The organism is Ancylobacter sp. G4_0304 (assembly GCF_047501495.1).
GTDB lineage: Bacteria > Pseudomonadota > Alphaproteobacteria > Rhizobiales > Xanthobacteraceae > Ancylobacter.
This window is the reverse complement of the sequence record NZ_JAZDRM010000021.1, coordinates 39,589-52,186: the sequence shown is the minus strand read 5'-3', so window position 1 is coordinate 52,186 and position 12,598 is coordinate 39,589. Positions and strand designations below refer to the sequence as shown.

The 12,598-nt window shown below is 66.0% G+C and carries 15 protein-coding genes; all 15 read left to right on the top strand.

Annotation, left to right across the window (positions count from 1 at the left end; translation table 11 throughout):
• The first annotated feature begins 2 nt into the window (after window positions 1-2).
• The 15 genes from rplR (at window position 3) to VRZ77_RS13370 (ending at window position 12,573) form a co-directional block, all read left to right on the top strand.
• On the top strand, window positions 3-365 hold the full coding sequence (rplR, locus tag VRZ77_RS13440; RefSeq protein WP_414593162.1) for a 50S ribosomal protein L18: 363 nt from the start codon (window positions 3-5) through the stop codon (window positions 363-365).
• 41 nt (window positions 366-406) lie between these two features.
• Window positions 407-958, top strand: a complete 552-nt coding sequence (gene rpsE / locus VRZ77_RS13435) for a 30S ribosomal protein S5 (RefSeq protein WP_241616076.1) — start codon at window positions 407-409, stop codon at window positions 956-958.
• A 12-nt stretch (window positions 959-970) separates the two neighbouring features.
• Complete coding sequence (gene rpmD / locus VRZ77_RS13430; RefSeq protein ID WP_414593161.1) at window positions 971-1,159, top strand: 50S ribosomal protein L30; 189 nt, start codon at window positions 971-973, stop codon at window positions 1,157-1,159.
• A gap of 22 nt (window positions 1,160-1,181) precedes the next feature.
• The gene (rplO, locus tag VRZ77_RS13425; RefSeq protein ID WP_414593160.1) at window positions 1,182-1,673 is read left to right on the top strand and encodes a 50S ribosomal protein L15; all 492 of its coding nucleotides are present in this window, start codon (window positions 1,182-1,184) and stop codon (window positions 1,671-1,673) included.
• Window positions 1,674-1,727: 54 nt separating this feature from the next.
• Entirely contained in the window at window positions 1,728-3,059 is a 1,332-nt protein-coding gene (secY, locus tag VRZ77_RS13420; RefSeq protein WP_414593159.1) for a preprotein translocase subunit SecY, read from the top strand.
• A complete protein-coding gene (locus VRZ77_RS13415) occupies window positions 3,056-3,640 on the top strand; it encodes an adenylate kinase (protein ID WP_414593158.1) in 585 nt (194 codons plus the stop codon). The genes secY and VRZ77_RS13415 overlap by 4 nt, the downstream gene beginning before the upstream one ends.
• Window positions 3,641-3,834: 194 nt before the next feature.
• Entirely contained in the window at window positions 3,835-4,203 is a 369-nt protein-coding gene (rpsM, locus tag VRZ77_RS13410) for a 30S ribosomal protein S13 (RefSeq protein ID WP_414593157.1), read from the top strand.
• 118 nt (window positions 4,204-4,321) lie between these two features.
• Window positions 4,322-4,711 carry a 30S ribosomal protein S11 gene (rpsK, locus tag VRZ77_RS13405; protein ID WP_241616082.1) on the top strand — a complete coding sequence of 130 codons (390 nt, stop codon included), beginning with the start codon at window positions 4,322-4,324 and terminating at the stop codon, window positions 4,709-4,711.
• A gap of 118 nt (window positions 4,712-4,829) precedes the next feature.
• Window positions 4,830-5,855: a DNA-directed RNA polymerase subunit alpha gene (locus VRZ77_RS13400; protein WP_414593156.1), complete on the top strand. Its 1,026-nt coding sequence runs from the start codon at window positions 4,830-4,832 to the stop codon at window positions 5,853-5,855.
• A gap of 72 nt (window positions 5,856-5,927) precedes the next feature.
• On the top strand, window positions 5,928-6,353 hold the full coding sequence (gene rplQ / locus VRZ77_RS13395; RefSeq protein ID WP_414593155.1) for a 50S ribosomal protein L17: 426 nt from the start codon (window positions 5,928-5,930) through the stop codon (window positions 6,351-6,353).
• A 135-nt stretch (window positions 6,354-6,488) separates the two neighbouring features.
• Window positions 6,489-7,910, top strand: coding sequence for a DegQ family serine endoprotease (locus VRZ77_RS13390; RefSeq protein ID WP_414593154.1), 1,422 nt, complete (start codon window positions 6,489-6,491; stop codon window positions 7,908-7,910).
• Window positions 7,911-7,916: 6 nt separating this feature from the next.
• The gene (locus VRZ77_RS13385) at window positions 7,917-9,236 is read left to right on the top strand and encodes a replication-associated recombination protein A (protein ID WP_414593153.1); all 1,320 of its coding nucleotides are present in this window, start codon (window positions 7,917-7,919) and stop codon (window positions 9,234-9,236) included.
• Window positions 9,233-9,616, top strand: a complete 384-nt coding sequence (crcB, locus tag VRZ77_RS13380; protein WP_414593152.1) for a fluoride efflux transporter CrcB — start codon at window positions 9,233-9,235, stop codon at window positions 9,614-9,616. The genes VRZ77_RS13385 and crcB overlap by 4 nt, the downstream gene beginning before the upstream one ends.
• An 86-nt stretch (window positions 9,617-9,702) precedes the next feature.
• The gene (locus tag VRZ77_RS13375) at window positions 9,703-10,788 is read left to right on the top strand and encodes an RluA family pseudouridine synthase (protein ID WP_414593151.1); all 1,086 of its coding nucleotides are present in this window, start codon (window positions 9,703-9,705) and stop codon (window positions 10,786-10,788) included.
• A 357-nt stretch (window positions 10,789-11,145) separates the two neighbouring features.
• Complete coding sequence (locus VRZ77_RS13370; RefSeq protein WP_414593150.1) at window positions 11,146-12,573, top strand: exopolysaccharide biosynthesis polyprenyl glycosylphosphotransferase; 1,428 nt, start codon at window positions 11,146-11,148, stop codon at window positions 12,571-12,573.
• Window positions 12,574-12,598 lie beyond the last annotated feature (25 nt).

Genomic DNA, 12,598 nt, shown 5'->3' with positions numbered 1-12,598 from the left:
ACATGGCACAGCATCAGGACGCTACCGAGCGCCGCAAGGCGCGTGTCCGCCGCGCAATCCGCGCGACGGCGAACGGGCGGCCGCGCCTTTCGGTGCATCGCTCGTCGAAGCACATCTACGCGCAGATCATTGACGACGCGAAGGGCGTGACCATCGCCGCCGCGTCGACCCTTGAGAAGGATCTGCGGGGCAGCCTCAAGACCGGCGCGGATGTCGCGGCGGCCCAGGCTATCGGCAAGCTCGTGGCGGAACGTGCCGTCGCGGCCGGCGTGAAGGACGTGGTGTTCGACCGCGGCGCCTTCATCTATCACGGCCGCGTCAAGGCCCTCGCCGATGCCGCCCGCGAGGGCGGCCTCAACTTCTGATCACGAGCGGGATCCCCCGCGGAACTACTGAGGATAAGATCATGGCTCGTGAACGTGAGCGTGAACGCGAGGATCGCGACAACACGTTCGTGGACAAGCTGGTCCACATCAACCGTGTTGCCAAGGTTGTTAAGGGCGGCCGTCGTTTCGGTTTCGCCGCCCTGGTCGTCGTCGGCGACCAGAAGGGCCGCGTCGGCTTCGGCCACGGCAAGGCCCGCGAAGTGCCGGAAGCCATCCGCAAGGCCACGGAAGCCGCCAAGCGCGCGCTGATCCGCGTGCCGCTGCGCGAAGGCCGCACCCTGCATCATGACGTGCACGGCCATCACGGCGCCGGCAAGGTCGTGCTGCGCGCGGCCCCGGCCGGTACCGGCATCATCGCTGGCGGCCCGATGCGCGCCGTCTTCGAGACGCTCGGCATGCAGGACGTGGTGGCGAAGTCGTTTGGCTCGTCCAACCCGTACAACATGGTCCGCGCGACCTTCGACGCCCTGAAGAACCAGGACAGCCCGCGCCTCGTCGCGGCGCGCCGGAGCCTCAAGGTGTCGCAGCTTCAGTCGCGCCGTCGCGTCGACGACGCCGAAGCGACCGACTGATAGGAGCGCATCATGGCGAACGCCAAGCAGATCACCGTCGAGCAGACCGGCAGCCCGATCCGCCGTCCCAGCGAGCAGCGGGCGACCCTCATCGGTCTCGGCCTCAACAAGCTCGGGCGTCGTTCGACGCTCGAAGACACCCCCGCCGTGCGTGGCATGATCTTCAAGGTCCGCCACCTGGTGCGCGTCGTCGAAGCGTGACGACGGGCAAAGGAGACAGGCGATGAGCAGCCTCAACGGCATCAAGGACAACGAAGGCGCGCGCAAGAAGCGCATGCGCGTCGGTCGTGGCATCGGTTCGGGCAAGGGCAAGACCGGCGGCCGCGGCGTGAAGGGTCAGACCTCGCGTACCGGCGTCGCGATCAAGGGCTTCGAGGGCGGCCAGATGCCGCTGCATCGTCGCCTGCCCAAGCGCGGCTTCAACAACATCTTCGCGCTGGACTGGAACGAGGTCACCCTCGGCCGCATCCAGACCGCGATCGAGGCCGGCAAGCTCGACGCTTCCGCGACCGTCGACCAGGCGGCGCTGGTGGCTTCCGGCGTGCTGCGCCGCGCCAAGGCCGGCGTGCGCGTGCTCGGCTCGGGCGAGCTGAAGGCCAAGGTCAAGCTCGAAGTGGCCCACGCCACCAAGTCGGCCGTGGAAGCGATCGAGAAGGCCGGCGGCACTGTGACGCTGCTTGCGGCCAAGGCCGAGGCTGGCGAAACGGCGGCCTGAGGATTACCTCAGGCCTAGACTACCTTTCAGGGCATCAAGTGAGGAGCGAGCCATATGGCCTCCGCAGCGGAACAACTCGCGGCAAACCTCAATTTCGGTGCTCTCGCAAAAGCTGATGAACTCAAGAAGCGCATCTGGTTCACACTGGGTGCGCTTCTCGTGTATCGGCTTGGCACCTACATCCCCATGCCGGGCATCAATCCCGACGCGCTCGCCGACGTGTTCCGCACCGCGTCTCAGGGCATTATCGGCTTGTTCAACATGTTCTCGGGCGGCGCGGTCTCGCGCATGGCGATCTTCGCCCTGAACATCATGCCGTACATCTCCGCCTCCATCATCATCCAGCTGCTGACCACCGTCTCCCCGACGCTCGAAGCGCTGAAGAAGGAAGGCGAGGCGGGCCGCAAGACCATCAACCAGTACACGCGCTACCTCACGGTGGTGCTCGCCGTGTTCCAGTCCTACGGCATCGCTGTCGGCCTTGAGGGCTCGGGCGCCGTGGTTTCGGATCCCGGCTGGTTCTTCCGCATCTCCACCGTGATCACGCTGACCGGCGGAACGATGTTCCTGATGTGGCTCGGTGAGCAGATCACCTCGCGCGGCATCGGAAATGGCATCTCGCTGATCATTTTCGCGGGCATCGTGGCGGAACTCCCGGCCGCGATGGTCAACACGCTGGAACTCGGCCGCCAGGGCGCGCTGTCGACCGGCCTGATCCTCGCCGTGCTGCTGATGGCTGCTGCGGTGATCATGTTCATCGTGTTCGTCGAGCGTGCCCAGCGCCGGCTGCTGATCCAGTATCCGAAGCGTCAGGTCGGCAACAAGGTGTATGAGGGCCAGTCCTCGCACCTGCCGCTGAAGCTCAACACCTCGGGTGTCATCCCGCCGATTTTCGCCTCCTCGCTGCTGCTGATCCCGACCACGGTCGCGAGCTTCACGCAGGGGTCCGGCCCGGCGTGGCTGACGACGGTGACGACACTGATTGGCCACGGCCAGCCGCTGTTCATGCTGCTGTATGTGCTGCTGATCGTCTTCTTCTGCTTCTTCTACACCGCGATCGTGTTCAACCCGACCGAAACCGCGGACAACCTCAAGAAGCATGGCGGCTTCATTCCTGGCATTCGTCCGGGTGAGCGCACCGCCGAGTATATCGACTATGTGCTGACTCGCATCACCGTCCTCGGTGCGGCTTACCTTGCGATCGTCTGCCTGTTTCCGGAGATCCTCATTTCCTACGCGGCGGTGCCTTTCTACTTCGGCGGCACCTCGCTGCTCATCGTGGTGAGCGTGACGATGGATACCGTGGCGCAGGTGCAGGGACATCTGCTGGCCCATCAGTATGAGGGGCTGGTCAAGAAGGCAAAGCTCAGGGGGAAGCGTCGATGAGGTTGATTCTGCTCGGTCCGCCGGGGGCGGGCAAGGGCACGCAGGCGCAGCGCCTGGTTGCCCGGCACGGGATCGTCCAGCTCTCGACCGGCGACATGCTGCGCGAGGCTGTTCGCGATGGCACGCCGATCGGCCTCAAGGCCAAGGCCGTGATGGATGCCGGCCAGCTTGTCTCCGACGACATCGTGATCGGCATCATCTCGGACCGAATCGACCAGCCGGACGCCGCCAATGGCTTTATCCTCGATGGCTTCCCGCGGACTGTGGCCCAGGCCGAGGCGCTGGATCGCATCCTCGCCGAGAAGGGCCTGAAGCTCGACGCAGTGATCGAGTTCAAGGTCGACCAGGAGAAGCTGGTCGGCCGTATCCTCCAGCGCGCCCGCGAGGCTGCCGAACGCGGCGAGCCGGTGCGCAAGGATGACGACCCGGAGATCTTCAAGACCCGCCTCGAAGCCTTCAACCGCGACACCGCGGTCGTCGGTCCCTATTACCAGGCTCACGGGCTTCTCGTGGCGGTTGATGGCATGCGCCCGATCGACGAGGTCGAGCAGGCGATTTCCCAGGTTCTGGAGACGGCCTGAGGATTGCAGTTGCTGCGGCGCTTGACATGGGGCGTGAATCGCTCTATGTGCCGCGCTTCACTTAAGCGAGCGTCGCCGATCGACATCATTCGCAGATGTCGATCGGTTTCGCGCGTATCCCCGCAAGGGCCGGCCTCCACCGGACGCGGGGCGGAACGTATCACCGGCTTGCCCGGTACAGATGGAGACGGCTCGTGGCCCGTATCGCAGGCGTAAACATTCCGACCAACAAGCGCGTCGTCATCGCGCTCCAGTACATTCACGGCATCGGCGCGAAGTTCGCGTCCGAGATCGTCGAGAAGGTCGGCATTCCGGCCGAACGTCGCGTGAACCAGCTCACCGACCAGGAAGTGCTTCAGATTCGCGAGACCATCGACCGCGACTATCTCGTCGAGGGTGATCTGCGTCGCGAAGTTTCGATGAACATCAAGCGTCTGATGGACCTTGGCTGCTATCGCGGCCTGCGTCATCGCCGCGGCCTGCCGGTGCGCGGTCAGCGTACGCACACCAACGCGCGCACCCGCAAGGGTCCCGCCAAGGCGATCGCCGGCAAGAAGAAGTGAGGCGGGCGGGCTTCGCGCCCGCTCTCCACCGCCGGCGGCAGCGCGCCGCCGGTTCCGCATGACATTTATTGTCCCGAGCGCCTGGCATCACGGGCGCGCCTGAAGGATCGAGAGATTTATGGCCAAGGAAGCTACCCGCGTTAAACGCCGCGAGCGCAAGAACATCGCGTCGGGCGTTGCCCATGTGAACGCGTCGTTCAACAACACCATGATCACCATCACCGACGCCCAGGGCAACACCATTGCCTGGTCCTCGGCCGGCGCCATGGGCTTCAAGGGTTCGCGCAAGTCCACCCCCTATGCCGCGCAGGTCGCGGCCGAGGATTGCGCTCGCAAGGCTGCCGAGCACGGCATGCGCACCATCGAGGTCGAGGTCTCCGGTCCCGGCTCCGGCCGCGAGTCGGCGCTGCGCGCCTTCCAGGCGGCGGGCTTCATGGTGACGTCGATCCGCGACGTGACCCCGATCCCGCACAATGGTTGCCGTCCGCGCAAGCGTCGGCGCGTCTGACGCAGTTTCAATCCCGCGACGCCGGGCGTCGCGGGGCCGCCGCGTTTGGCATTCGCTCCCGCCGCTGGGCGGGGATGGCGCCGCCGGGTGAAGGTTCCGGGCGCTGTCGCAAGCAAGGGTGACGCAAGTGATTCAGAAGAACTGGCAAGAGCTGATCAAGCCCGAGAAGCTCGAAGTTGCCGTGGGCAGCGATCCCAAGCGCCTCGCGACCGTGGTCGCCGAGCCGCTGGAGCGCGGCTTCGGCCAGACGCTCGGCAATGCGCTCCGTCGTATTCTCCTGTCCTCGCTCCAGGGCGCGGCGGTGACGTCTGTCCACATCGACGGCGTGCTGCACGAGTTCTCCTCGATCCCGGGCGTTCGCGAGGACGTGACCGACATCATCCTCAACATCAAGGACATCGCCATCAAGATGGCCGGCGATGGCCCGAAGCGGATGGTGGTGAAGAAGCAGGGTCCCGGCATCGTGACCGCCGGCGACATCCAGACTGTCGGCGACGTGCAGGTGCTGAACCCCGAGCTGGTGCTGTGCACCCTCGACGACGGCGCCGAGATCCGCATGGAGTTCACGGTCGATACCGGCAAGGGCTATGTGGCGTCCGACCGTAACCGCCCGGAAGACGCGCCGATCGGCCTGATCCCGGTCGACAGCCTGTATTCCCCGGTCAAGAAGGTCTCCTACAAGGTCGAGAACACCCGCGAGGGCCAGATTCTCGATTATGACAAGCTGACCATGACCATCGAGACCAACGGCTCGATCGGCCCCGAGGACGCGCTTGCCTTTGCCGCGCGCATCCTGCAGGACCAGCTCGAAATCTTCGTGAATTTCGAGGAGCCCAAGCGCGAGACCGAGAGCCCTGCGATGCAGGAGCTGCCGTTCAACCCCGCGCTGCTGAAGAAGGTGGACGAACTGGAGCTTTCGGTCCGTTCCGCCAACTGCCTGAAGAACGACAACATCGTCTATATCGGCGACCTGATCCAGAAGACCGAGGCGGAGATGCTCCGTACCCCGAACTTCGGCCGCAAGTCGCTGAACGAGATCAAGGAAGTTCTCGCCTCCATGGGCCTGCACCTCGGCATGGAAGTGCCGGGCTGGCCGCCGGAGAACATCGAGGATCTCGCCAAGCGGTTCGAAGATCACTACTGAGCATTCGCGCGGCGTTCGAGCCGCTCCTCCCTTATCCCGGCTCGAAAGCCGCCGCATTTTAGGAAATTCGCCATGAACCACGGCAAGACCTATCGCCGGTTCAACCGGACCGCCGAACACCGCAAGGCCATGTTTGCCAACATGGCTCAGGCGCTCCTGACCCATGAGCAGATCATCACCACCCTGCCGAAGGCCAAGGACCTTCGCCCGGTGGTCGAGAAGCTGATCACCCTCGGCAAGCGCGGCGGCCTGCATGCCCGCCGCCAGGCCATCGCGGAAGTCCGCGACGTGGCCGTGGTGCGCAAGCTGTTCGATGTGATCGGCCCGCGCTACAAGGAGCGCAACGGCGGCTACACCCGCATCATCAAGGCGGGCTTCCGCCATGGTGATTCGGCGGCCATCGCCGTGATCGAGCTGGTCGATCGCGACGAGTCGGCGAAGGGCGCGGCGGATCTCGCCCGCCACGAAGCCACCAAGTCCGAGGAAGTCGCGGCCTGATCGGGCCGCTGGCACTTCGTCTGCGACGGATTTTAAAAGGGCGGCCCTCGGGTCGCCCTTTTTTCGTTGCCGGCAAGGCTCGTGTGGAGCCTCGCTGCCCTTTCTCCGCCATGGGGCGAGGTTTATATCTGCGCCATGAACATGCTGACGCGCTTCGCCCTCGCTTTCACCCTCGTCGCCACCATCGTTCCCGCGCAGGCCCAGCAGCCGCGTGTGCCGGTGTCACGCGCCGAGATTGGCCTGTCCTTCGCTCCCGTTGTGGCGCGCACCGCGCCAGCGATCGTGAACGTCTACGCGATGAAGAGCATGCCGCGGAACAATCCGCTGCTGGACGACCCATTCTTCCGCCGCTTCTTCGGCGATCGCGGCGGCCCGGACGTGCCGGGCTTCGATGCGCCCAGCGAGCGTATCCAGCGTTCGCTGGGGTCCGGCGTGCTGGTCGATCCCAGTGGCATCGTGGTGACCAACAACCATGTCATCGAAGGCGCCGACGAGGTGCGGGTCGCGCTGGCGGACAAGCGCGAGTTCGATGCCGAGCTGGTGCTGCGCGATCCACGCACCGACCTCGCCATCCTCCGGTTGAAAGGCGGGAAGGGGGGCTTCCCGTTCGCGACGCTCGGCTCGTCCGACGATCTTGAGGTCGGCGACATCGTGCTCGCCATCGGTAATCCGTTCGGCGTCGGGCAGACGGTGACGCAGGGCATTGTCTCCGCGCTTGCCCGCACCCAACTCGGCATCACCGATTACGGCTTCTTCATCCAGACCGACGCCGCGATCAATCCCGGCAATTCGGGCGGCGCGCTGGTCGACGGCGCCGGCCGGGTGGTCGGCATCAATACCGCCATCTTCTCGCGCTCTGGCGGCTCTCAGGGCATCGGCTTCGCGATTCCGTCCGACATGGTGCGCGTGGTTCTGCAATCCGCGCTCGGCGGCAGCAAGGTGGTGCGCCGCCCGTGGCTCGGCGCCAATCTCCAGAAGGTCACCGCCGATATCGCCGAAGGACTCGACCTGCCGCGCCCGACCGGCGCGCTGGTGCAGAGCGTGGTGCCGCGCAGCCCGGCGGCGGGCGCAGGGCTCAAGCCGGGCGACCTGATCATCTCGGTGGCGGGGCAGGCGATCGAGGACCCAGACGGTTTCGGCTACCGTTTCGCCACCCGTCCGCTTGGCGGGTCGACGCAACTCGGCATAATCCGGCAGGGCCGAGAGATGTCGCTGGACGTCGCGTTGCAATCGGCGCCGGAGACCACGCCGCGCGATGAGCTGACGCTAGACAACCGCTCCCCCTTCGCCGGCGCGACAGTGGTCAACCTGTCGCCCGCCGTTGCCGAGGAAATGCGCACAATCGAGGTCGAGACCGGCGTGGTGGTGACCGCCATCGCCGAGAATTCACCGGCCGAGCGCTTCAACCTGCGTGCCGGCGATGTGGTGCTGGAGGTGAACGGCACCGAGATCGCGCGCACTGCCGACCTCGCGCAGGTCACGGCCCAGCGCGCGCGGATCTGGCGCATCACCCTCCAGCGCGGCGGGCGCAAGCTCACCGCCATGCTTCCGGGGTGAGGGCTGGTGGCCGATCTGTTCGCCTCTGCCGGCCTCGATAACGCCGCTCCGCGGCCGCTGGCGGACCGGCTGCGTCCGCAGCAGCTCTCAGAGGTGGTCGGGCAGGAGCACCTGACGGGCGAGGGCGGCATGCTGACGCGGATGATCGCCAATCATTCGCTTGGCTCGCTGGTGTTCTGGGGCCCGCCCGGCACCGGCAAGACCACGGTGGCGCGGCTGCTGGCGCGGCAGACCGATCTGCATTTCGAGCAGATTTCCGCGATCTTCACTGGCGTCGCCGACCTCAAGAAGGTGTTCGAGGCCGCGCGCGGTCGCCGTGCAATCGGGCAGGGGACCTTGCTGTTCGTCGACGAAATCCACCGCTTCAACCGCGCCCAGCAGGACAGTTTCCTTCCCGTCATGGAGGACGGCACGGTCACCCTGATCGGCGCCACCACGGAGAACCCGTCCTTCGAGCTGAACGCCGCCCTGCTGTCGCGCGCGCGGGTACTGGTGTTCAAGCCGCTCGACGCCGCGGCCATCGAGGGCCTGCTGGAGCGCGCCGAAGCGCTGGAGGGACGGCGGCTTCCGGTCGACGCGGAAGCGCGGGCCGCGCTCTCCGGCATGGCGGACGGCGACGGGCGCTATCTTCTTGGGCTGGTGGAAGAGTTGCTGTCGCTGCCGCCGGGGCCGGATCTCGACGTCGCCGCGCTGGCTGCCGCCATGCAGAAGCGCGCCCCGGTCTACGACAAGGCTCAGGACGAGCACTACAATCTCCTGAGCTGCTTCCATAAGAGCCTGCGCGGCTCGGATGCCAGCGCTGCCATGTATTGGGCGGCGCGCATGATCGTGGGCGGCGAGGACCCCGGCACCATCTTCCGCCGGCTGTGCTGCGCGGCCTCCGAGGATGTCGGAATGGCCGATCCGCAGGCCATGCCGCAGGTGGTCGCCGCCTGGACCGCCTTCGAGCGGGTCGGCTGGCCGGAAGGGAGGCTGTTCCTGGCGCAGGCCATCGCCTATGTCGCCACCGCTCCGAAATCAAACGCGTCCTATTCCGCCTTCAACGCCGCCATGGCGCTGGCGCAGAAGACCGGCTCGCTGCAGCCGCCGCGGCACATTCTCAATGCGCCGACCAAGCTGATGAAGGAGCTCGGCTACCACGCCGGCTATCAATATGATCACGATTACCCGGACGCCTATGCCGGGCAGAGCTTCTTCCCGCAGGAGCTGGCGCCGGACGGCCATCTCGACCTTTACCGGCCCAATGAGCGCGGCTTCGAGCGCGAGGTTAAGAAGCGGCTCGATTATTGGGCGAGGCTGCGCGCGGAACGGCGGGGGAAGGAATGAAGGAACTGCTGTTGGTCTTTGTGGGTGCCGGAATTGGCGGCCTGCTGCGCCATGGCGCCAACATGTTCCTGCCACGCCTGCTGGGTGCCGGGTTTCCCGCCACCACCATGTGTGTGAACGTGCTGGGCTCCTTCATCATCGGCTGCCTGGCGGGCTGGCTGGCGTTCCGCATGGCGGCGCCCTGGGCATTGCCGACGCGGCTGTTCGCGATCACCGGCATTCTCGGCGGCTTCACGACCTTCTCGTCATTCTCGCTGGAGACCGCGCTGCTGGTGGAGCGTGGGGAGGCGGGGCTTGCCGCGCTCTATGTCGGCGGCTCGGTCGCGCTCTCGCTGATCGGCGTGTTTGGCGGTCTGGCTCTCATTCGCGCGCTGGCGTGAACGCCCGGCAGGCGAATCGTTGCGCGTAAAGCGTGACGCGGAGGCCGGTCTCGGCTATCTGCTGGGGTTTGAGGAGATGTCATTCCATGGCCGTCGAGACACGCAACGTCGAGCGCGACGAAGAGGGCATGCGCCTGGACCGCTGGTTCAAGACGCATTTCCCCGATCTGTCCTTCGGCCATCTCCAGAAGCTGCTGCGTAGCGGGCAGGTCCGCGTCGATGGCGGGCGGGTGAAGACCAATACGCGGCTGGCGGCCGGGCAGGCGATCCGCATCCCTCCGCTTGAAGAAAAGCCGCAACCTTCCGCCGCCGATTTCCTTGAGGCGCAGGAGGCCGTGGCGCGCGGCGAGGCGCCCCCGCGGCTGCCGCGTGCGCCGTCCGGCGAGCCGCTGGCCGCGCCGGTCGTGAAGCGGGCTTCCTCCGACGACAAGGACGCCGCCGCGCTGCGCGACATGACGCTTTACGAGGACCGCGACGTGCTGGTGCTCAACAAGCCGTTCGGCCTCGCGGTCCAGGGCGGCTCGGGCACCTATCGCCATGTCGACGGCATGCTGGAGGCGCTGCGCGGCGCCGACGGGCAGAAGCCGCGCCTGGTGCACCGAATCGACAAGGACACGTCGGGCATCCTGCTGGTGGCGAAGTCGCGCCTTGCCGCCTCGACGCTGGCCAAGACCTTCCGCTCGCGCTCGGCGCGCAAGGTATACTGGGCACTGGTCCCCGGTGTTCCCAAGCCCCGGCAGGGCCGTATCTCGACCTATCTCGCCAAGGACGAGGCGGCCGAGCGCATGCGCGTCGCCCGCCACGGCGAGGATGAGGCGAGCCACGCCATTTCCTATTACGCCGTGGTCGATCACGCCGGGCAGAAGCTGTCCTGGCTATCGCTGAAGCCGGTCACCGGGCGCACCCACCAATTGCGCGCCCATGCCGCCCATATCGGCCATCCGATCGTCGGCGATCCGAAATATTTCGACATCGAAAACTGGCCGTTGCCGGGTGGCCTGCAGAACCGCCTGCATCTGCTGGCGCGCCGTCTGGTGATTCCGCATCCGCGTGGCGACGATCGCCTGATCGACGTCTCCGCGCCGTTGCCGCCCCATATGCAGCAGAGCTGGAACGTGCTCGGCTTCGACGCCTCGCATTACGACCCGATCGTCGACGCGCCGGAAAGCTGACGCCGAGCTGCGGCGCCTCAAATTATGCCGGACATCTGGCGGCTGCTATAAGCCCGTCATATCATCCGCTTATAGGCACGCATTCTTTTGGCGTGAATCGAGTCTCGTGCGGAGTCTTGTTGCGAATTGGCGCCGACATGTCCGTGCGGCTGCGCCGTCTCAAACGATGCGAAAGTATCGGGGTAGTGGCTCAGGATTGCCTGCCGAGAGCTTATCCGGCTCCCGGTCGAAGCCGAAGGCCAGGATTATGGTCTGTGAATTGCTTGGAGTAGTTTTTTGGAGCTGGGAGCGGTTTGCGACGCTACCCTTTCCGGCATTTTTTGAAACTGACTGTTGGGGGAATTGGAACAGTCGGCCATGAGCGATATTCGACTTTACAATCTTGCCGATGCCCCGCGCGACAGGCGGCGCTCGCGGCGTTTTTCCAGCGGCCTTATGAGCCGCTACCGTCATTTCGTGCGCTATGCCCTCGTTGTCGGGGCGGCGCTGCTCGACATGCTATGCTTCTTGGCCGCCGGCTGGCTGGCGTCGGCCATCCGCTATGGCGTCTTTGACATCGAGAACATTTCCGACGCCGCCGCGCTGCTGGCGCCGATCTATTTCCTCGCCGCCTTCCTGCTGCATGCCTATGACATACGCACGTTGCGTGTGCTGGGGCGCACGCTACTGGCCGCGTTCCTGGCGCTTTGCATCGCGGTCGCCGTCGGCTTCTTCGTCGTGTTTGCGTTGAAGGTGAGCCAGGATCTGTCGCGTGTCGAAACCGCGAACACGCTGGTGATCGTGCTCTCCCTGCTGTGGGCTAGTCGACTCATCGGCTACCGCCTGCTGCGGCGCATGCTGGCGCCGGCGATCGAGCCGCGCATCGTGGTGCTGACCGACGGGGTGGGGATCGAGCGGCGCTCGGGCAACCGCTCGACGACGCTGGTCGACGTGCGCAACAGCGGCCTCGTGCCGGAATTGAGCGATCCCGCCTTCTTCGACCGCATAGGCCGGCTCGCCCGCGATGTCGATCGCATCGTGCTGTCCTTCGCCGACCCACGCGACCGGATGCTGTGGTCGCGCGCGATGCGGCTCAGCGGCTTCGACGCGGAAGTGGTCGCCGACACCGGTGACATGCTGCCGATCGCCCTGTCGAGCTGGGAGAACCATCCCACCCTGGTGATCTCGCGCGGCCCGCTGAATCTCGGCGAGCGCTTTGTGAAGCGGCTTTTCGACCTGGTGGTGACCAGCGCCATGCTGGTGGTCTTCGGTCCGATTATCGGCGTGTTCGCCATTCTGGTGAAGCTGGATTCGCCCGGGCCCGCTTTCTTCGTGCAGGAGCGCGTGGGCCGGAACAACCGTTCCTATCGCTGCTTCAAGCTGCGCTCGATGCGCACCGATCGCACCGACGACACCGGCGGCGTCTCGGCCTCGCGCAATGACGACCGCGTGACCCGGCTCGGAAAGTTCCTGCGCCGCTCCAGCATCGACGAACTGCCGCAGCTCTTCAACGTGCTGATCGGCGACATGAGCCTGGTCGGCCCCCGGCCACACGCGCTCGGCTCGCGGGCCGAGGGAGCGCTGTTCTGGGAACTGGTGCCGGACTATTGGAGCCGCCACGCCATGAAGCCCGGCGTCACCGGACTGGCGCAGGTGCGCGGCTTCCGCGGCGCGACCCATCATCGCGCCGATATCGAACAGCGCGTCGCTGCCGATCTGGAATACATCAACGGCTGGTCGCTGTGGCTGGACATCAAGATCCTGCTGATGACCGTGCGCGTTACCGTGCACCACAACGCCTATTAGGCCGCGAGCGGGCGCGTCGGGCGAG

What these genes read in the sequence shown, in the direction of transcription:
- rpmD (WP_414593161.1), top strand. Translation starts at nt 971, where the DNA reads ATGGCGAACGCCAAGCAGATCACCGTCGAGCAGACCGGCAGCCCGATC.
- VRZ77_RS13370 (WP_414593150.1), top strand. Translation starts at nt 11,146, where the DNA reads ATGAGCGATATTCGACTTTACAATCTTGCCGATGCCCCGCGCGACAGG.
- rplO (WP_414593160.1), top strand. Translation starts at nt 1,182, where the DNA reads ATGAGCAGCCTCAACGGCATCAAGGACAACGAAGGCGCGCGCAAGAAG.
- VRZ77_RS13375 (WP_414593151.1), top strand. Translation starts at nt 9,703, where the DNA reads ATGGCCGTCGAGACACGCAACGTCGAGCGCGACGAAGAGGGCATGCGC.
- rplQ (WP_414593155.1), top strand. Translation starts at nt 5,928, where the DNA reads ATGAACCACGGCAAGACCTATCGCCGGTTCAACCGGACCGCCGAACAC.
- crcB (WP_414593152.1), top strand. Translation starts at nt 9,233, where the DNA reads ATGAAGGAACTGCTGTTGGTCTTTGTGGGTGCCGGAATTGGCGGCCTG.
- secY (WP_414593159.1), top strand. Translation starts at nt 1,728, where the DNA reads ATGGCCTCCGCAGCGGAACAACTCGCGGCAAACCTCAATTTCGGTGCT.
- VRZ77_RS13415 (WP_414593158.1), top strand. Translation starts at nt 3,056, where the DNA reads ATGAGGTTGATTCTGCTCGGTCCGCCGGGGGCGGGCAAGGGCACGCAG.
- rpsE (WP_241616076.1), top strand. Translation starts at nt 407, where the DNA reads ATGGCTCGTGAACGTGAGCGTGAACGCGAGGATCGCGACAACACGTTC.
- rpsK (WP_241616082.1), top strand. Translation starts at nt 4,322, where the DNA reads ATGGCCAAGGAAGCTACCCGCGTTAAACGCCGCGAGCGCAAGAACATC.
- VRZ77_RS13390 (WP_414593154.1), top strand. Translation starts at nt 6,489, where the DNA reads ATGAACATGCTGACGCGCTTCGCCCTCGCTTTCACCCTCGTCGCCACC.
- rplR (WP_414593162.1), top strand. Translation starts at nt 3, where the DNA reads ATGGCACAGCATCAGGACGCTACCGAGCGCCGCAAGGCGCGTGTCCGC.